The sequence below is a fragment of the Modestobacter caceresii genome, from assembly GCF_000761485.1.
In the GTDB taxonomy this organism is placed as follows: Bacteria; Actinomycetota; Actinomycetes; order Mycobacteriales; family Geodermatophilaceae; genus Modestobacter; species Modestobacter caceresii.
The window spans coordinates 177,171-194,346 of record NZ_JPMX01000075.1 but is presented as its reverse complement, the minus strand read 5'-3'; the positions used below and the strand labels follow the sequence as shown (position 1 = coordinate 194,346).

Genomic DNA, 17,176 nt, shown 5'->3' with positions numbered 1-17,176 from the left:
GCTCGACGCGCTGGACGGCACGGGCGCTCAGGGGAGTGCCGGGACGTGAATCACGGACGCCGGCGATGAGCGGGACGGAACGGCACCCCAGCGGCGGATGACCGGCGAGGATGACGGTGTGCCAGCCGACCGCCGTCCGGCGTTGCCGCCGCTCGCCGGCGAGGAGCACGTCTGCCTGTCGTGCCCGTTCTCCTACGTCGATCACGACGTCGACCGCGCGTCAGCGGTCATCGCGGCCATCCCGGCCCGAGCCCGGGCGCTGTTCGGCTCGCTCGACGATGCGACGTGCCGGCAGCCCGGCCCGGACGGCGCCTGGTCAGCGGTGCAGTACCTGTGCCACCTGCGCGACGTCTATGCCACCTCCACCATCCGGCTGCACCGTGCGCGCACCGAGGACGACCCGGCCCTCGAACCGATGCTCAACGACCTGCGGGCCCGCCGCTTCGGCTACCGCGACGCCGCCGTCGAGCCAGCGTTGGACCAACTGCAGGCCCACGTCATCGGCTTCCTGGCCGAGATCGAGCGAGTCCGACCCGGAGAGTGGGGCCGCCCGGTGCACCGCCTCCCGGACGAGCACCGCAGCGCGCGGTGGCTGGTCCGGCAGGCAGCGCACGAGGGCGTCCACCACCTCCGCGACATCACCGAGGTCTCGCGGCAGCACTGACGGTCGCGGGGGCTTCGCGTGCGCTCCGCGGGAGCCGACTGCGCGTGGCCTACGCATTTGGTTGTTGCACCACATCCGTGCTCACCCGTGCGGGCGACGAGGGCTCCACGCGGAACCGGCGGTCGGCTACGAACAGCAGCGGAACACGATCGGCCGACGATGGGGTGCAGTGCGCCAGCACGACGACCGGTCGCACGCACCCACCGGACTGCGCACCTCACCGACGGGTCGGGTCCCGCAGTGGGTCCTCGACGAGTCCGTCGGTCGGACCAGCCCGGTCGAGCCGTGGCGGGCCTGGACGCCAGCGCAGCCACCCGCTCGCCGCACAAGGAAGCGGCGGACGTGGACGGGCATCGGGGGAGCGCTGCTGGTGGTCGCTGTCGTGGGGTCTGCCGCCCTCACGTTCGAGCTGCTGCCCGGCCTCGAGGCGACAGCCACTGATCGCACCGGGCCGACGGCCGGCATCGAGGCGGCCGGCAGGCCGCTGGGCACGCCTCTCGCCCCTCCTGCGGGCGGCGGGACCCACCAGTTCGCGCAGCTGCAGGACGACGGGGTGACGCCGATCGCCTACGACCCGTGCCGGCCGGTGCACTACGTCGTCCGGCCGGACAACGAGCCGGTCGGCGGCGACCTGCTCATCTCCGACGCCGTCGCCCAGATCTCAGCGGTCACCGGGCTGCAGTTCGTCGACGACGGCGCCACCGACGAGGCCCCGAGTGACCAGCGCGATCCCTTCCAACCCGACCGTTACGGCGACCGGTGGGCGCCCGTGCTCGTCACCTGGGACACGGTCGCCGAACAGCCCGACCTCGCCGCCGACGTCGCGGGCCTGGCCGGCAGCCTCTCCGTCTCGTCCGGCGAGGGGCCAGGCGTCTACGTCACCGGCCTGGTCGAGCTCGACGCCGCCCAGTTCACCGAGATCCTCAGCCGACCGGGCGGTCAGGCGGTCACCCGCGCGATCGTGCTGCACGAGTTCGCGCACCTGGTGGGCCTGGACCACGTCGACGACCCGACGCAGCTCATGTACCCGACGACCTCCGCCGTCCTCGACTTCGCCGCCGGTGACCTCACCGGCCTGAGCCGGCTGGGCGCGGGAGCTTGCGTCCCCGCTGTCTGACGGTCGACAGCCCGGCGCCCGGAAGCGGAACGTAGAGACAAGGGGAGCGATCGCCAGTGCATGGGCGCACGAGTGCCCACCGACACCCTGTCCCCCGACGCTCGTGCTCTGGTGCGCCAGTACAGCCAGAGCACGAGCGTGCGCCGACGACGTGTCGCTGACCAGCGCCGGCGAGCTGCTGTGGTCGGTTGTCGGGTGCGCGAGGTTTACCGGCGACGCCGCGGCCACATCCCGGTCTTCCGGCGCCCTTCGGATGCCTCCCCGCCCCCACCCGCGCCGAGAGCACCAGCGGCGAGCCGGGCGACCTCACCCGGCCAGCCGTCGTCCCCGGTCAGCACCAGGAAGTTGCGGGCCACGATCGCGGCGACCTCCTCGTCGGCCAACCCCGAGCGGAACAGCACGTCGCGCAGCGCCCAGCCCTGCCCGGCCAGATCACTGGCCGCCACGGTGACCGCCAGCCGTTCCACCATCGACGCCGCCAGCCGCTCCGCCGCCCAGGGCAGCGCCGACCGCACCACCGACGGCGGGGTGGAGCCACCGAGGGTCAGGAACCAGTCGGGGTCCTCCAGCAGCAGGTGCCCGAACAGCGATGCGGAACTCGCCGGCCAGGCGTCGACCCCCGCCCACTCCCGCACCAGCGCCTCCTGCACCACCGGCCGGCTGGTGGCCAACCGGGCCAGCCCTGCGAGGTCGTCGGTCAGCTCCAGCAGTGCCACGGGCTGGGGGAGCGTCACCGACTCCTCGACCAGCGCGGCCGCGGCCCCGCCGACCTCGGTCAGCCGGCGGCCGCGCGCCAATTCGTCGACGAAGGCCTCGCACAGCTCCGCCCGGGTCAGCCCGGTGAAGCCGGTCGGTACGGCCGCCCTGGCCGCGCCGCCGAAGACGGCGGTCAGCGCGGCGTCGAGCTCCCGGTCGCGCAGCCGGTCCCAGGCATCGGGGTGCTGGGCGAGCGCCGTTCGCAGCGCCGTTTCGACCTCCGGGGACGACGCAGCCACCGCGCAGGCGACGTCCACTGCGTCCGGGGAGGACAGCCACCACCCGGCCTTCTCCGACTCCAGCACCCCGACCAACTGGGGCGGGGTCAGCGACGCGGGGTCCATCCCGGTCCAGGTGTCGGTGAACAGCCACCGGTCGAGGGTCTCCAGCTTGCGCACGTTGTCCGAGCACAGCTCCTTCTTCGCTGCCGCCTCCAGCAGCGCCCGTGCCCGTGCGGTGTCCTGCCCGTCGGGCACGACGTCGTTGGGCACGTCCGACCCCACGTGCACCCGCACCGGAGCCGCGTCGCCCGAGGCGGACGCCGTCCCCACGTGCAGGGCGACGGCCGAGGCCAGCGCCCGCGGCAGCACGTCGAAGACCGCCTCGGCGACGTCGCGCCCCGAGGCCGTCCGGGCCGGCAGCCCGACCACCCCCGCACCGGCGGCCACCGCAGCGAGCACCAGAGCCACGCAGGGCACGAGGGAGTCGACGTCGTCGGCGGTCAGGGCCGACAGCGACCGGCGGGCCGACGGCACCTCCACCGCCGGCGCCTCCCGCGAGGGTTCGGCCGCTGCCGGGAGTCCGTCGAGGAACCCGCCGCCGCTGCGGAACGCCAGCACGTCCCGGGGCGTGACCCGGCCGGCGCCGTCCCAGAGCAGGTGCACCAGGTAGTTGCCCGGCCGGCCGAACGCGTCGGTCCCGGCCGGGACCTTGCGGTAGGCGATCCGCCCGCCGGCGGTGTGCAGCAGGCCGAAGGACTCCTCGACGTCGAGGGAGATCAGCGGGCCGAGCGTCGCGCGGCTGTCGCCGACCTCCGCAGGCCAGTCCGGCGACAGCTGGACGACGCCGAACCCCGGCCCCTCCAGCGTCCGGCTTGCCGACGTGTAGACCAGTTGCGGGCAGGTGGTCATCGGCGCAGCCGATCGGCGGCGCGGGGCGAGACGCCGTCCAGGTCCAGCCCGTCGCTGGGCAGGAAGCGGTGCCGCGCCAGCAGGACCAGCAGCGGTTCCAGGCAGCCCACCGGGCTGATCGAGGGATAGGCGCCGTCGCTCGCCTCCGACCCGGTCGCGGACACCGCGTGCACGGTCGGGTCCGGCAGCCGGGTCAACAGTGTCGTCAGCAGGTTGCTGCCGCCGTTGACCTCCAGGAAGTCGACCAGGCGGGCGCTGTTGTCGCGCACCTCCTCGAACAGGCTGGGCAGCCCGGTGACGCTGATCTCCGGGTTGCGCAGCGTGTCGGCCGGGAAGTCCGGCCGGGTGAGCAGCTTGTCGGCCTTGCTCAGGATCACCCCGGTCGAGACCCCTTCCAGGAAGCCGTCCCGGCGCAGTCCGCGGGCCGAGCGCAGCAGATCGGCCAGGTTGACCAGCATCTGCGTGGGCCGGGCCATGCCCAGCGCGCCCTCGCCGGGGTCGGCCACCGTCTGCAGCCCCGGGAACATCCCCGGCGAGAGGACGACGAGCACCGCGCTGGCCACGTACAGGAACTTGCTGAACTGCCCCAGGTCCTCCTTCCGGTAGAGCTGCTCCCCGGAGGCGTCGAACAGGACGACGTTCATCGACCGCTCCGGCCCGCCCTGCGTCGCCCGCCGCAGCACCAGCGTCAGCGGCTCCGGCGACTGGCCCTGCTCCAGCAGCGGCGGGGTCAGCGGCAGTTGCCGGTGGTCGACCAGCAGCGGCTGGTGGTACTGCCGTTCGAACCGGTCGGCGCTGTACTCGTCCAGCTCGACCGAGATGTCCAGCGGGGCGAGAGCGCCGGCGTGCAGCGCGTCGATCAGCACCGTCAGGTAGGTGCTCTTGGAGGCGCCGGTGAGGCCGACCACGCCGACGACGACGGTCGGCCGGGTGGCGTAGTCCGGCGGCAGCCGGTGGCCGTTCGGGCAGACCGGCACGGCGTCCACCGCGTCGGAGGCCGCCGCCCTCGCCTGGGACGACGGGCCGGGCGCGGGCTGGCCACCCCACCGCCCCTCGCTGAAGCGCTGCCACGCGCTTCGCCGCGGGACCGGCACCGGCTGCGGCCCGCCGAACGGGCTGCGCAGCAACGGCACGGGGAACGACTCCAGGCACCGCGGGCAGACCAGGTCCTTCTTCGCCATCTCAGGCCACCAGCGAGACGTAGCCGAGCAGCGTCGTGATCGCGAACACCAGCAGCAGCACCCGCTGCCGCCGCAGGTACCGGTGCCGACGTGCTTCCAGCGCCTGCTGGGCCATCGCCCGCTGGTACAGACCGGACACGACGCCTCCTCGGGATCAGAAGATGATGAACGTGACGACGGTGAGGACCACGGCGGTCACCAGCCCGAGCACGACGGCGCCGGCGATCGCGGCCGCGTAGCCGGTGGGGGTGTCGGCGATCGCCCGCTCCAGCCGGGAGAGGTGGTAGCGGACTGCCTCCCGGACGGCGACGACGGACCGCAGGTCCTGCAGCACCGTCCGGGGGGAGGGGATCTCCGACGGCTGCTCCAGCCAGCGGGTCTGCTGCTCGACGTCGCGGGCCAGCTCCGAGATCGTCGGCCGCCGGTCCGGTGGGACCCGCAGCGCGTGGGACACCGGGTCGAGCAGGTTCGGCGGCACGGCGGAGAGGTCCACCCGGCCGGCCTGCAGCTCCAGCCAGTAGTCGGCCGGCGCCAGCTCGTCGTCCGGATCGACCGGGTGCCGGGCCCCGGCCGCGTAGGCGATCACCATGCCCCAGCTGTAGACGTCGCTGGCCTCGGTCAGCGGCAGCCCCTGCAGCTGCTCCGGGCTGGCGAACAGCTTCGACCCGAGACCGGCCAGCGCGGTGGTGACCGTGCCGGCGGGCCGCTCGGCACCGAGGTAGCGGCTGATGCCGAAGTCGACGAGGAACACGTCCCGGTCGGTGATGATGATGTTGGCGGGCTTCACGTCGCGGTGGACCACCTCGGCCGCGTGCGCGTCCCGCAGTGCGCGGAGCAGTCCGATGGCGATCCGGCGCAGCTCCTCGGCGTTGAGGCCGCCCTCCCGGGAGGCGAGGAACTCGTCCAGCGGCGTCCCGGCCACGTACTCCTGCACGTAGTAGGGGCTGGCCGCATCGAGGTCCTGGTCGACGATCTGGGCCACCCGGGGACTGCGGATGCGGGCGGCGTTCTCGACCTCGCGGGCGAACCGCCTCCGGACCAGCTCTCCAGCACCGGCCGGCAGGCACTTGACGACCACCAGCGGGTCAGCTGACTCGCTCCGGCCGACGAAGACATCGGCGCCCTGCCCGCCGCGCGGTAGCCGGCACAGCAGCCGGTAGGGCCCGATCTCCGGCGGGTCACCGGCTTCCAGCGGGTGCACGCGGCGGTGCCCGAACCCGTCGGCCAGCCCCTCGGTGGGGGACGAGGCATCTGACATCCTGCCGCGCCCCTCCCGTCGTCGGATCGACCGCGGCCCACGGTAGAGGCCGTACCTGTGCCTGCACCATGAGTCCGGATCGCTCCGCCGTGCCCAGGGTGACCGGCGTCCCGGCCGACGGGCGCGCCTCACCCCGCAGAGGTAGCGGAACCGGCCAGTCCCGCCCGCAAGGTCAACTGCGCCCACCACCGGACCGACCACAACCTGGTGACCTGGTCGACGGCGCCTGCGGTGGCGACACCCCGGATGATGGCGCGCGTCCTCGCGACCTTCTACGTCGCGGCCGGGGTCGCCGGGATGCTCGCCGTCTTCGGTCCGGACGCCGGCCCCGAGGGACGCTGGGCCATCTTCGGCCTGGCCATCGTCGTCCTGGCGTGCGGCGCCGTGGCGTTCCGCTGGGGCCCGCACTGGCCGCGCCGGGTGTTCCACTGGCCGGTCGCGTCGGCCGCCGGGCTGGTCGCCGTCGCGGTGACGGTCAGCCCGGACGCCGCCACCGCGATGGCCGCGGCCTCGATCATGGCCTTCGTCGCCGTCGACGCCTGCTTCTTCTTCAGCCTCCCGCTCGCCTGGCTGCACATGGCGTTCGGGATCAGTGCGGTGACCGCCGCACTGCTCGCCCAGGGCGACGTCCCGGCGTCGATCGCGCTGGGGCTGGACGCGATCATCGTCGCGCTCGGCACCGTCGTCCGCGGCCTGGTCATCCGGGCGTCGAGCGCGAGCCGCGACCCGCTCACCGGGCTGGCCAACCGCCGCGGCTTCGACGACGCCCTGCACGAGCTGCGCACCGCGTCCTCCCGCACCGGTGAGGCGCTCTCGGCCGCCCTGATCGACCTCGACCACTTCAAGCAGATCAACGACACCGCCGGGCACGAGGCCGGTGACCGGGTGCTCTGCCGGATCGCCGACGTGTGGCGCCGGGAACTGCCGCCGTCCGCCGTCTTCGCCCGGCACGGTGGCGACGAGTTCGCCCTGCTGCTGCCCGGCGTCGGTGGTGACGAGGCGCTGAACCTGGTGCGCCGGATCGCCGAGGAGCACCCGGAGATCGGGATCTCCTGCGGTGTCGCCGAGCACCGCCCTGGCGAGGGCGCCGCCGAGCTGATGCGCCGGGCCGACCGCGCGCTGTACGACGCCAAGGCCGCCGGCCGCGGCCGGTGCGAGCTCGAGGGCGGCAACGGCTCGGCGCTCGCCCGCGACCTCGCGGCCGCGCTCGCCGCGGGTGAGGTGGCGGTGCACTACCAGCCGATCGTCGCCCTGCCGGACGGCGTCGTCGTCGGGGTCGAGGCGCTGGCCCGCTGGACCCATCCCGAACGCGGCCCGGTGCCGCCGGAGGAGTTCGTCGCCGTCGCCGAGCAGAGCGGGCTGGTCTTCGCCCTCGGGGCGCACGTGCTGCAGACCGCCTGCGCCGCGCTGGCCGGTGTCCGCACCCGGGCCGGAGAACAGGTCACCCTGGGCGTCAACGTCTCCGGCCGCGAGCTCAACGACCCGGGCTGCGCACAGCGGGTGCAGGACGTGCTCGCCGCGACCGGGTTCCCCGCGCGGCACCTCGCGCTCGAGGTCATCGAGAGCATGCTGGAGGGCGAGTCGCCGGCTGCCGTCGCGACGCTGCACGCCCTGCGCGCCGTGGGGGTGGTGGTGTCCATCGACGACTTCGGCACCGGCTACTCCTCGCTCAGCCGGCTGGACACGCTGCCGGCCGACGTCCTCAAGCTCGACCGCTCGTTCGTCGAGACCGTCAGCTCCTCACCGCGCCGGGCGCAGATGCTGCAGAGCCTGGTGACGATGTGCCGGGGCCTGGGCCTCGACGTGGTCGCGGAGGGGGTGGAGACCGCCGAGCAGGAGGCCGCGGTCCGCGCGATGGGGTGCACGTTCGCGCAGGGCTGGCGCTACGGCCGGCCGGTCCCGCTGCCCGACCTGCTCGCCGGCCTCCGTGCCGGCCACGCCGACCACCTCCTCCTGCAGGTCGCCCGCCCCGCCTGACGGGAGCGGCGCGCCAGCGGGACGACGACGCCCGGGGGCTTGCCGACAGCCCCGGTGAGCACCTAGCTTCTGTACAGCGCAGGTGTACATCGGGAGGCGACATGACCGGATCGGCTGATCGTCCGTCGCACACCGTGAGCGTGGCCGAGGCCCGCTCCCGCTTCAGTGAGCTCCTCGACGCGGCAGAGGCGGGGGAGACCGTCGTCATCACCCGGCGAGGCCAGCCGGTTGCCGAGCTCACGCCGCACCCTCGGGCACCCCGCGCGGGGACGCGTGACCTGAGCTGGCTCGCTGAGGAGACGGCGAAGATCTCCTACGACCAGGTCGACTCCGGTGACCTGGTCCGCGGGATGCGAGACGAGCGGTACTGATGCTCTACCTCGACACCAGCGTGCTCATCGCTCTGGTCACCGCCGAGCCGCGCAGCGCGAGGGTGCGCGCCTGGGCCGAGGGCGTGCCCGACGTCTTGGGTACGTCTGACTGGGCGGTGACCGAGGCCGCGTCGGCGCTGTCGATCAAGCAGCGCTCCGGGCACCTGACCGATGTCGAGCGGTCGGTCGCCGACCGTGCGCTCGCGCGGTTGATCGACGAGAACGTCGAGGTCCTCGGCGTCCATCGGGCCGACTTCCGCGTCGCGGCCCGGTTGTCGGCCCGGCCGGTGCCCCCGCTGCGCGCCGCGGATGCCCTGCACCTGGCCGTGGCCGCCCGGCACGATGCGGTCGTGCACACGCTGGACGATCAGCAGGCAGCCGGGGCGCTGGCCAACGGCATCGACGCCGTGATCCCGGCGCCGCGGGCGTGACCGCACCGGTCCAGCGTCGTCCGATCTGCTGAGTCCGCGGGGACGACGACGGCGCGAGCGCGCAGCGTGCGGCTCTCGGTCGCCTGGTCCATCGCGCAGCCGGGGTGCCGACGCGACGGTGTCGGCACCCCGGGCACGGATCAGCGGACGTGGATCTCCAGGTCGACGATGTCGGTGTCCGGTCGGAAGGTGCCGCGCACCTCGCCGCCGGCGTCGGCGTACCGGCCGGTGCCTCCGGTCACCGCCCAGACGTAGCCGGTCGGCCCCTGGCTCGGGTTCTCGTCGAAGGCGCCCTGCACGGTGATCGTGCCCTTCGGCAGCGTCAGCGTGGCCGCGCAGTGGCCGACCAGCCGGGTCTCGGTGAACTCGGCCAGCGTGCAGCTGCCGGCCGAGCTGCCGATCGACCGCCCGTCACGCCGGACGTCGTCGAGGAACACCTGGGTGTCACCCGCGCTCGGCCCGGGGTCGCCGAGGTCGAGGTCGGTGTTCCGGACGACCTCCGTGGACAGCCGCAGCGGCTGGTCGCCGGCTGCGGCCGGCACGACGGTGAGCAGCGAGCCGGCGACGAGCACCACCCCGGCGGCGCCGATGGCGGCGGGGCGGGACACGGTTCGGGACATGGCACGTCTCCTTCGGGGAGCGGGGATCAACCGGTGAACGCGAGGTAGAGCGCGCCGACCCCGATGAGGACGGCGAGGACGGGGGCGGCGGCCGCGGAGGCGGGCAGCCGGCCGAGCCGACGTTGGGCCGAGACCGCGAGCCCGGCCGCCCCGCCGGCGAGCACCGGCGGCAGCCCGGTCCAGAAGACGACGATCGTGACGACGCCGAGGCCGGCCAGCAGCAGTGCGCGCCGGGCGGTCCGCTCCGGCGCGACGGCGCGGGCCCGCGCAGTGGCCAGACCGACGAGGACGCCCGCGACGGCGACGAACGCGATGAGCAGGGCCAGGCCGCCCCAGCCGCCGTTGCCGCCGTTGCCGCTGAAGTCGATCCCCCACTCGGCGGGGCGGACTTCCACGGTGTCTGTACGTACGTGCCCACCAGCACGCAGACGAGGGCGACGCCCGCGCCGGCGGCGGTCCAGCCGTCCGGTGCCGGCAGGGCTCGGCGGTGGGCAGTGGGGCTGAGGGTGGTCATGGTGGTCCTCCGGGTGCCGGGTGGGGAACGGACGTCGACCACGGTGGCCGCCTGCGCCGACCCGCCGGATGAGCGCGACGACCCGGTCGGGCCGGGAGGACGTCCCGGTCCGACCGGGAGACGAGGATCCCCGTCCGGGACGCCGCCGGGGCCACACTCACGGGATGAGGTCCCGCGCGAGAACCACCGGCTCCGCGGTCGCGGCCGTGGTCCTGTGCGCGGGAGCAGCGGTGCTGGCCGCCTGGGTCGACGCGAGGGCACCACGGCTGGGCGTCTCGGTGTCGGGAGGCGTGTACGCGGTGGGCTGCGCCGCGGTCGGCGCGCTGCTGGTGCACCTCCGTCCGCGCAACTCCATCGGCTGGCTGCTGGTGTCCGTCGGCGTCCTGCAGACGCTCAGCGTCGGGAGCAACGCCTACGGCGGGTACGGCGTCGACGTCGCCGAGCCGGACTGGCCGCTCGCCCACGTGGTCGCCCAGGTCGGCGCGATGGCCTGGCTGCCGTCCCTCGTGCTGCCCGCCACGGTGCTCGTGGCGATCTACCCGTCGGGGCGGCTGCCGGCCCGGTGGTGGCGGTGGCCGGTCGGCGCCGTCGCGGCCGGCCTCGCCGTCCTCACTGCGCTCAGCACCCTCGACCCGGAGTCCTACGACGACGTCGTCCGCTCCCGGCCGGCCCCCGTCTCGCTGCCACCCTCCGCGTGGACGACGGCGGCGCTGGCCGCCGCCGCCGCAGCCGTGCTCGGTGGGGCCCTGGTCATCTGGGCCGGGACGGCGGTGCGGCTGGTCCGCGCCCGCGGGGTGGAGCGGCAGCAGCTCGCCTGGCTGACCGTCGTCGTCCTGCCGCTGATGGTCGTCGTGTTCGTGGTGCCGGTGCCCAACTGGCTGTTCGCGGGGCTGGCGTGGATGGTGCCCGGGTCGGTGCTGGTCGGCGTGGTCTTCTACCGGCTGCTCGGTATCGTCGTCAGCCGGGCGCTGGTGTACCTCGCCCTCACCGGCGCCGTCGTCCTGCTCTACCTGTCCCTTGCCGCAGCGGCGGCCGCCGCGTTCGGGCGCACCCTCTCGCCGGTCACCGGCGCCGTCGCCGCCGCACTCCTCGCCGTGGCGCTGAGCCCCGGGCGCGCCCGCCTGCAGGCCGCCGCCGACCGGTTCGTCTACGGCCGGCGTCGCGATCCGGTGGCGGCGGTGACCGAGCTGGGCGACCGGGTGGCCAGCGCTCCGGAGGGCGACCTGCTGCCCGCGGTCCTGGACACCGTCACCGCGGCGCTGCGGTCCCCGGCGGCCCGCGTCGTCCCACCCGGGACGGCGCCGGCAGCCGAGGGTGCGGTGCCGGTCCCGCTACGGGTCGGCGGGCAGGACGTCGGCACGCTGGTCGTCGCGCAGCGCACCCCTGGTGAGCCGTTCACCTCCGCCGACCGGCAGCTGCTGGCCGTGCTCGCCCCGCAGGTGGCCGTCGTGGTCCGGGCCCTGGAGCTCACCGGGGCACTCGAGCAGGAGCGCGTCCGGGTGCTGTCGGCGACGCAGACCGAGCGCGACCGCATCCGCCGCGACCTGCACGACGGACTGGGCCCGACCCTGGCCGGCATCGGGCTCGCCGTGCAGGCGGTGCAGGCCCAGCTGGGCGACCGGGCCGATCCCGGGTCGGCGGCGCTGCTCGCCCGGCTGAAGGACGAGGTCGACGCCGCCGTCGGCGAGGTGCGGCGGATCCTGGACGGGCTGCGACCGGCGCCGCTGGACGCCGTCGGCCTGGTGGCCGCCCTCCAGCGGCACGCGGCCGCCCTCAGCTCCACCGTGCCGGTGCGGGTCACCGCCGAGGAGCTGCCGCCGCTGCGGCCCGACGTCGAGACGGCGGCCTACCGCATCGCGCAGGAGGCGCTGACCAACGTGGCCCGGCACTCCCGCGCCCGGTCGGCCGAGCTGGGCCTGCGGGCCCGGGACGGCCACCTGGAGGTCGCGGTCGCCGACGACGGCGCCGGTTTCGGGCCGGCCGACCCGGCACGGTGTGACGGCGTGGGGCTGGACTCGATGCGCACCCGGGCGCAGGCGGTGGGCGGGGACCTGACCGTGACCAGCGGCCCGTCCGGTACCCGGGTGGTCGCCGGCCTGCCGCTGGAGGTGTCCCGGTGACCGTCCGCGTCGTCCTCGCCGACGACCACCCGATGTACCGCTTCGGGCTGCGGGCCGTGCTGGACGCGTCGCCGGAGGTCGAGGTCGTGGGGGAGGCCGCCGACGGTGCGGAGCTGCTGGCCCAGGTGGAGCGGTGCACGCCGGACGTCGTCCTCACCGACCTGTCGATGCCGCGGGTGTCCGGCGCGGCCGCGGTGGACGAGCTGTCCCGCCGGCACCCCGCCCTGGGCGTGCTGGTGCTGACCATGCACGAGGACGACGCGTCGCTGTTCGGGGCGCTGCGGGCCGGGGCCCGCGGCTACCTGCTCAAGGGCGCCGACCGGGAGGAGATCGTGCGGGCGGTGCTGGCGGTGGCCGGCGGCGACGCCGTCTACGGAGGGGCGGTCGCCCGCCGGGTGGTCGACGCACTGACCGGGTCCGGCAGTCGGGCGTCGGTGCTCCCGGAGCTCACCGACCGGGAGCGCGAGGTGCTCGACCTGCTGGCCGCCGGGCTGTCGACCGGGCGGATCGCCGCCCGGCTCGCGCTGTCGGACAAGACGGTGCGCAACCACGTCTCCGCCGTCCTCACCAAGCTGCAGGTGCCCGACCGGTCGGCTGCGGTCGCGCGCGCCCGCGCGGCGGGCCTGGGTGGCTCCTGACGGGGCAGCCGGTACGGGCGCGACGGGCGAGGCGGCCACGGGTGAGTCTCGTCTCGGACGGCCCGGTTCGACACGAGGACGCAACGCAGCCGTGGGACCGTGGTCGTCGTGTCTGCCGCGCCGCCTGAACCCCAAGACACCCCGACCCCTCGCAGCGCCGAGCACGCGCGACTGGCCGAGTCGGCCGACATGGGCGCTCCATGGCGGATGTGGGGGCCGTACCTGGCCGGCCGGCAGTGGGGGACCGTCCGCGAGGACTACTCCGCCGACGGCGACGCCTGGGCGTCCTTCACCTTCGACCACGCCGTCGCCCGCACCTACCGCTGGGGCGAGGACGGCCTGGGTGGCATCTGCGACCGCTACGGCTTCCTCAACTTCTCCGTGGCGATGTGGAACGGCAAGGACCCGGTCCTCAAGGAGCGGCTGTTCGGCCTGACCAACGGCGAGGGCAACCACGGTGAGGACGCCAAGGAGCACTGGTGGCCCACCGACGGCACGCCCACGCACTCCTGGATGCAGTGGCTCTACCGCTACCCGCAGGCCGAGTTCCCGTACGCACAGCTCCGTGAGGAGAACGCGAAGCGCACCCGGCTGGAGCGGGAGTACGAGCTCGCCGACACCGGCGTCCTGGACGAGGACCGCTTCTTCGACGTCCAGATGACGTACGCGAAGGCATCGCCGGACGACGTCTGCATCACCGTCAGCGCCACCAACCACGGCCCCGAGGCCGCACCGCTGCACCTGCTCCCGCAGGTCTGGTTCCGCAACACCTGGTCCTGGGGCCTCGACGACCGCAAGCGCACGCTCGCCGCCCAGGACGAGGAGGTCGCGGCGGTCGTCGCCGAGCACGGCTACCTCGGTCGCTGGGTGCTCGCCGCCGACGGCAGCCCCGACGTCCTGACCTGCGACAACGAGACCAACGCGGTTGCCCTTTTCGGCGCCGAGAGCAACGCCAGCGAGTACACCAAGGACGGCATCGACCGCCGCGTCGTCCACGAGGACAAGTCGGCGGTGAACCCCGACCGGACCGGCACGAAGGCCGCGTTCTGGTACCAGTGGGACGCCGTCGAGCCCGGCGAGACCGTCACCGTGAAGCTCCGGCTGACCCAGGCCCAGCCGGAGCAGCAGATGTTCGGTGCGCAGTTCGACGAGGTCCTCGGCCTCCGGAAGGCCGAGGCCGACGAGTTCTACGCCGGCGTCATCCACCCCGGGCTCTCCCACGACGACCGGCACGTGGCCCGCCGCGCCTACGCCGGCCTGCTCTGGACCAAGCAGCTGTACCGCTTCGACGTCGCCCGCTGGCTGGACGGCGACCCCGACGTCCCGGCGCCCGCGTCGCGGCGCGCACGAGGCCAGCGCAACACCAGCTGGCGGCACGTCGCGCTCGCCGACGTGATCTCCATGCCCGACGAGTGGGAGTACCCGTGGTTCGCCGCGTGGGACACCGCCTTCCACACGCTCCCGCTGGCGCACGTCGACCCCGACTTCGCCAAGGAACAGCTCGTGCTCATGTGCCGCGAGTGGGCGATGCACCCCAACGGGCAGCTGCCGGCCTACGAGTGGGCGTTCGGTGACGTCAACCCGCCGGTGCACGCCTGGGCGGCCTGGCACGTCTACCGGCTCGACGGCTACCGCGACCAGCAGTTCCTCATCCGGGTGTTCACCAAGCTGCTGATGAACTTCTCCTGGTGGGTCAACCGCAAGGACGCCGACGGGTCGAACGTCTTCGAGGGCGGGTTCCTCGGGATGGACAACATCGCGCTGTTCGACCGGTCCGCACCGCTGCCGCCCGGCTACCGGCTGGAGCAGTCGGACGCGACCAGCTGGATGGCGTTCTACTGCCAGCAGATGCTCAAGATCGCCCTCGAGCTGTCACAGTTCGACCGGGCGTGGGACGGCGTCGTCACCAAGTTCTTCGAGCACTTCCTCGCGATCTCCGAGGCCATGAACGCCTTCGGCTCGCACGAGGTGTCGCTGTGGCACGAGGACGACGGCTTCTTCTACGACGTCCTGGTCGCACCGGACGGGACGACGGAGTCGCTGCGGGTGCGCTCGATGGTCGGGCTGCTGCCGATCCTGGGCGCCACCGAGATCCCCGCCTGGGTCGCCGAGCGGTTGCCGGACGTCGCCGAGCGGGTGCGCTGGCTGCAGAAGCGCCGGCCCGAGCTGATGGGCCCGCTGCGCAGCCGGCGGGCGCCGGAGGGCCGCAGGCTGCTGCTCTCGCTGGTGGGCAAGGAGAGGCTGCAGCGGATCCTGCAGCGCATGTTCGACACCGAGGAGTTCCTCTCCCCGTTCGGCATCCGGTCGCTGTCGAAGTCGACCGGCCAGGTGTTCGCCAACGTCGGTGGCCGCGACGTCTCGATCGAGTACGAGCCGGGGGAGTCGCGCACCGGGCTGTTCGGCGGGAACTCGAACTGGCGTGGGCCGGTGTGGTTCCCGGTGAACGTGCTGCTGGCCGACAAGCTGCGCACCCTCGGCCGGCACTACGGCGACTCGTTCACCATCGAGATCCCCACCGGCTCGGGCACGCAGTGCACCCTGGTGGAGGCCGCGGACCTGATCGACAACAGCCTCACCCGGCTGTTCCGCCCGGTGGACGGCAAGCGCCCGGCCGACGGCGACCGGATCGAGTCCAGCGACTCACCGCTGTGGCGCGAGCACCCGACGTTCAGCGAGTTCTTCGACGGCGACACCGGTGAGGGCCTGGGCGCCACCCACCAGACCGGCTGGACCGCCCTGGTGGCGCACCTGCTCAACCCTCGCCTCCCCGCCGACCCCCGCTGGACCTAACCCATGCCTTGAACCGCAGGCTCCGTGATACGCAAGTGTCGGGACTGGCGGCGGAAGTGCTAAAGCCCGTGCAACTCAGCGTTCGGACGTCTTCGCTCGTTAGTGTCGAAAACGACTGGCCGACTGATCGAAGGGCGCAACGGGGATGGCTGAAGAGAGTTGGCATGAGGCGCGGTTGATCCCGACGTCGGGGATCAACGGAGCTGAGGAACAGGAGCGTCGCGCCACGTCGGCTCTCCTCGCAGTGCTCACTGCCGTTCGAGAGTTCGGCCGTGGCCTGACGCAGCCCTTCGGCGCGCCAGCGGGCAACATCGAGGCCTTCATCGAGGTCCCGTTCATGCTGGGGGAGAAGCGCTGCTACCCGGACGGGCTCATCAGGGTCACTCGAGGGCAGCGCAGTTGGACGGCGCTCGTCGAGGTGAAGACGGGCACGAACGAGCTGGCCACTGAACAGCTCGAGAACTACCTCGACATTGCACGTGAGAACGGCTTCGACGCGCTGATCACCGTCAGCAACGAAATATCGCCCTTGGCCGGCCAGCACCCCACCAAGGTCGACAAGCGCAAGTTGCGCAAGGTGGACATGCACCATCTGCCGTGGAGCCAGATCCTCGCTGAAGCAGTGGTCCAGAAAGAGCACCGCGGGGTCGCCGACCCAGATCAGGCTTGGATCCTCGGCGAGCTGATCCGCTATCTGGAACACCCGCGATCCGGGGCCCTCGAGTTCGAGGACATGGGCGCGTCGTGGGTGCCCGTTCGCGACGCTGTCGGGACAGGGACGCTGCGGGCCTCCGACAAGGGCGTCTCCGACGTTGCTGCCCGCTTCGATGCGCTGCTGCGGTATGCGTCGCTGCGATTGGGGCGAACACTCGGCACCGAAGTCGTCCCCGCGCTGACCCGACGCGAGCTGGCGGAGCCTGCCCTCCGGACCGCGGCGCTGGTCGAGAGCCTCGTCAAGGAAGGACGGCTCTCCGGTGCCATCCGGATCCCGCATGCAGTCGCGCCACTGAACATCGAGCTGGACCTGCGCGCAGGCCGCGTGACCTGCCATGTCGACGTCGATGCTCCGCGTGAAGGGCGACCGACCACCCGGGTCAACTGGCTCGTTCGGCAGCTGAAGGTGGCGCCCGAGTCCGTCCGCATCGAGGCATTCGCCATGCATGCTCGCGGCGCCGGGGCGACGGAGCTGCTCAAGACAGTCCGTGAGGACCCGGCCGTCCTGGTCCAGGACCCGAAGCGGGAGATCCGCAGCTTCCGAGTTGCGCTCACCAGTTCGTTGGGGACAAAGCGTGGACGAGGCCGGGGAGCGGCGATCGACTCGGTGCTGGACGCGGTGGAGGCCTTCTACGGAGAGGTGCTGCAGAACCTGAAGACGTGGACTGCCGCGGCGCCGAAGATGCGGGAAGTGGCTGATCTGCCCAACGAGACGTCGACTGCTCTCGCGAGTACGGCCCTGTCCTCTCAGGACGGCATCGAACCTGCGTCAACGGCAGCTGAGGACGTGGAGGAGTCCTTCGAGTCTGCTCCCGGTGAGGGAGCGGCTGCCTCCGCTTGAGGCGAGAAGCCGGTCATCGCAATCATGCGATGGCCGGCGTCCCGCTGGTCCTGG

15 protein-coding genes are annotated in these 17,176 nt (G+C 73.3%); 9 read left to right on the top strand and 6 right to left on the bottom strand.

Annotation, left to right across the window (positions count from 1 at the left end):
• Positions 1–118 precede the first annotated feature (118 nt).
• Positions 119–664, top strand: coding sequence for a DinB family protein (locus tag IN07_RS15935; protein WP_036337322.1), 546 nt, complete (start codon positions 119–121; stop codon positions 662–664).
• A 382-nt stretch (positions 665–1,046) separates the two neighbouring features.
• The gene (locus IN07_RS15930) at positions 1,047–1,781 is read left to right on the top strand and encodes a matrixin family metalloprotease (RefSeq protein WP_231558412.1); all 735 of its coding nucleotides are present in this window, start codon (positions 1,047–1,049) and stop codon (positions 1,779–1,781) included.
• A gap of 206 nt (positions 1,782–1,987) precedes the next feature.
• On the opposite strand, the gene IN07_RS15925 is transcribed toward IN07_RS15930, so the two are convergent.
• The 4 genes from IN07_RS15925 to IN07_RS24085 are packed head-to-tail and all read right to left on the bottom strand — an operon-like array spanning position 1,988 to position 6,106.
• Positions 1,988–3,667 (bottom strand): GAP1-N2 domain-containing protein, encoded by a 1,680-nt coding sequence (locus tag IN07_RS15925; RefSeq protein WP_036337168.1) that lies wholly within the window; start codon positions 3,665–3,667, stop codon positions 1,988–1,990.
• Positions 3,664–4,848 (bottom strand): TRAFAC clade GTPase domain-containing protein, encoded by a 1,185-nt coding sequence (locus IN07_RS15920; protein ID WP_036337159.1) that lies wholly within the window; start codon positions 4,846–4,848, stop codon positions 3,664–3,666. The genes IN07_RS15925 and IN07_RS15920 overlap by 4 nt, the downstream gene beginning before the upstream one ends.
• A 1-nt stretch (position 4,849) precedes the next feature.
• Entirely contained in the window at positions 4,850–4,987 is a 138-nt protein-coding gene (locus tag IN07_RS25350) for a hypothetical protein (RefSeq protein WP_156119224.1), read from the bottom strand.
• A 15-nt stretch (positions 4,988–5,002) separates the two neighbouring features.
• Positions 5,003–6,106 (bottom strand): serine/threonine-protein kinase, encoded by a 1,104-nt coding sequence (locus IN07_RS24085; protein ID WP_052091344.1) that lies wholly within the window; start codon positions 6,104–6,106, stop codon positions 5,003–5,005.
• Between the two features lie 249 nt (positions 6,107–6,355).
• On the opposite strand from IN07_RS24085, the gene IN07_RS15910 reads away from it, so the two are divergent.
• The 3 genes from IN07_RS15910 (at position 6,356) to IN07_RS15900 (ending at position 8,885) form a co-directional block, all read left to right on the top strand.
• Positions 6,356–8,083 carry a putative bifunctional diguanylate cyclase/phosphodiesterase gene (locus IN07_RS15910; RefSeq protein ID WP_156119223.1) on the top strand — a complete coding sequence of 576 codons (1,728 nt, stop codon included), beginning with the start codon at positions 6,356–6,358 and terminating at the stop codon, positions 8,081–8,083.
• A 101-nt stretch (positions 8,084–8,184) separates the two neighbouring features.
• On the top strand, positions 8,185–8,454 hold the full coding sequence (locus tag IN07_RS15905) for a type II toxin-antitoxin system Phd/YefM family antitoxin (RefSeq protein ID WP_036337156.1): 270 nt from the start codon (positions 8,185–8,187) through the stop codon (positions 8,452–8,454).
• The gene (locus IN07_RS15900) at positions 8,454–8,885 is read left to right on the top strand and encodes a type II toxin-antitoxin system VapC family toxin (RefSeq protein ID WP_036337154.1); all 432 of its coding nucleotides are present in this window, start codon (positions 8,454–8,456) and stop codon (positions 8,883–8,885) included. The genes IN07_RS15905 and IN07_RS15900 overlap by 1 nt, the downstream gene beginning before the upstream one ends.
• Positions 8,886–9,025: 140 nt before the next feature.
• On the opposite strand, the gene IN07_RS15895 is transcribed toward IN07_RS15900, so the two are convergent.
• Both IN07_RS15895 and IN07_RS15890 read right to left on the bottom strand, forming a co-directional pair.
• Positions 9,026–9,505 (bottom strand): allene oxide cyclase barrel-like domain-containing protein, encoded by a 480-nt coding sequence (locus IN07_RS15895; RefSeq protein ID WP_036337148.1) that lies wholly within the window; start codon positions 9,503–9,505, stop codon positions 9,026–9,028.
• A 26-nt stretch (positions 9,506–9,531) separates the two neighbouring features.
• Positions 9,532–9,900, bottom strand: coding sequence for a hypothetical protein (locus tag IN07_RS15890; protein ID WP_036337141.1), 369 nt, complete (start codon positions 9,898–9,900; stop codon positions 9,532–9,534).
• A gap of 283 nt (positions 9,901–10,183) precedes the next feature.
• Here IN07_RS15890 and IN07_RS15885 point away from each other — a divergent pair, with 283 nt between their 5' ends.
• The 4 genes from IN07_RS15885 (at position 10,184) to IN07_RS15870 (ending at position 17,122) form a co-directional block, all read left to right on the top strand.
• Positions 10,184–12,139, top strand: coding sequence for a GAF domain-containing sensor histidine kinase (locus tag IN07_RS15885; RefSeq protein ID WP_156119222.1), 1,956 nt, complete (start codon positions 10,184–10,186; stop codon positions 12,137–12,139).
• On the top strand, positions 12,136–12,777 hold the full coding sequence (locus IN07_RS15880) for a response regulator transcription factor (protein ID WP_197058502.1): 642 nt from the start codon (positions 12,136–12,138) through the stop codon (positions 12,775–12,777). Before IN07_RS15885 ends, IN07_RS15880 begins: the two co-directional genes overlap by 4 nt.
• Before the next feature lie 108 nt (positions 12,778–12,885).
• On the top strand, positions 12,886–15,567 hold the full coding sequence (locus IN07_RS15875) for an MGH1-like glycoside hydrolase domain-containing protein (protein ID WP_036337312.1): 2,682 nt from the start codon (positions 12,886–12,888) through the stop codon (positions 15,565–15,567).
• A gap of 145 nt (positions 15,568–15,712) precedes the next feature.
• Positions 15,713–17,122: a hypothetical protein gene (locus tag IN07_RS15870; RefSeq protein WP_064972425.1), complete on the top strand. Its 1,410-nt coding sequence runs from the start codon at positions 15,713–15,715 to the stop codon at positions 17,120–17,122.
• The last annotated feature ends 54 nt before the right edge of the window (positions 17,123–17,176 follow it).

Coding starts and splice junctions, on each gene's coding strand:
- IN07_RS15925 (WP_036337168.1), bottom strand. CDS start 3,667: ATGACCACCTGCCCGCAACTGGTCTACACGTCGGCAAGCCGGACGCTG.
- IN07_RS15920 (WP_036337159.1), bottom strand. CDS start 4,848: ATGGCGAAGAAGGACCTGGTCTGCCCGCGGTGCCTGGAGTCGTTCCCC.
- IN07_RS24085 (WP_052091344.1), bottom strand. CDS start 6,106: ATGTCAGATGCCTCGTCCCCCACCGAGGGGCTGGCCGACGGGTTCGGG.
- IN07_RS15910 (WP_156119223.1), top strand. CDS start 6,356: ATGGCGCGCGTCCTCGCGACCTTCTACGTCGCGGCCGGGGTCGCCGGG.
- IN07_RS15905 (WP_036337156.1), top strand. CDS start 8,185: ATGACCGGATCGGCTGATCGTCCGTCGCACACCGTGAGCGTGGCCGAG.
- IN07_RS15900 (WP_036337154.1), top strand. CDS start 8,454: ATGCTCTACCTCGACACCAGCGTGCTCATCGCTCTGGTCACCGCCGAG.
- IN07_RS15895 (WP_036337148.1), bottom strand. CDS start 9,505: ATGTCCCGAACCGTGTCCCGCCCCGCCGCCATCGGCGCCGCCGGGGTG.
- IN07_RS15885 (WP_156119222.1), top strand. CDS start 10,184: ATGAGGTCCCGCGCGAGAACCACCGGCTCCGCGGTCGCGGCCGTGGTC.
- IN07_RS15870 (WP_064972425.1), top strand. CDS start 15,713: ATGGCTGAAGAGAGTTGGCATGAGGCGCGGTTGATCCCGACGTCGGGG.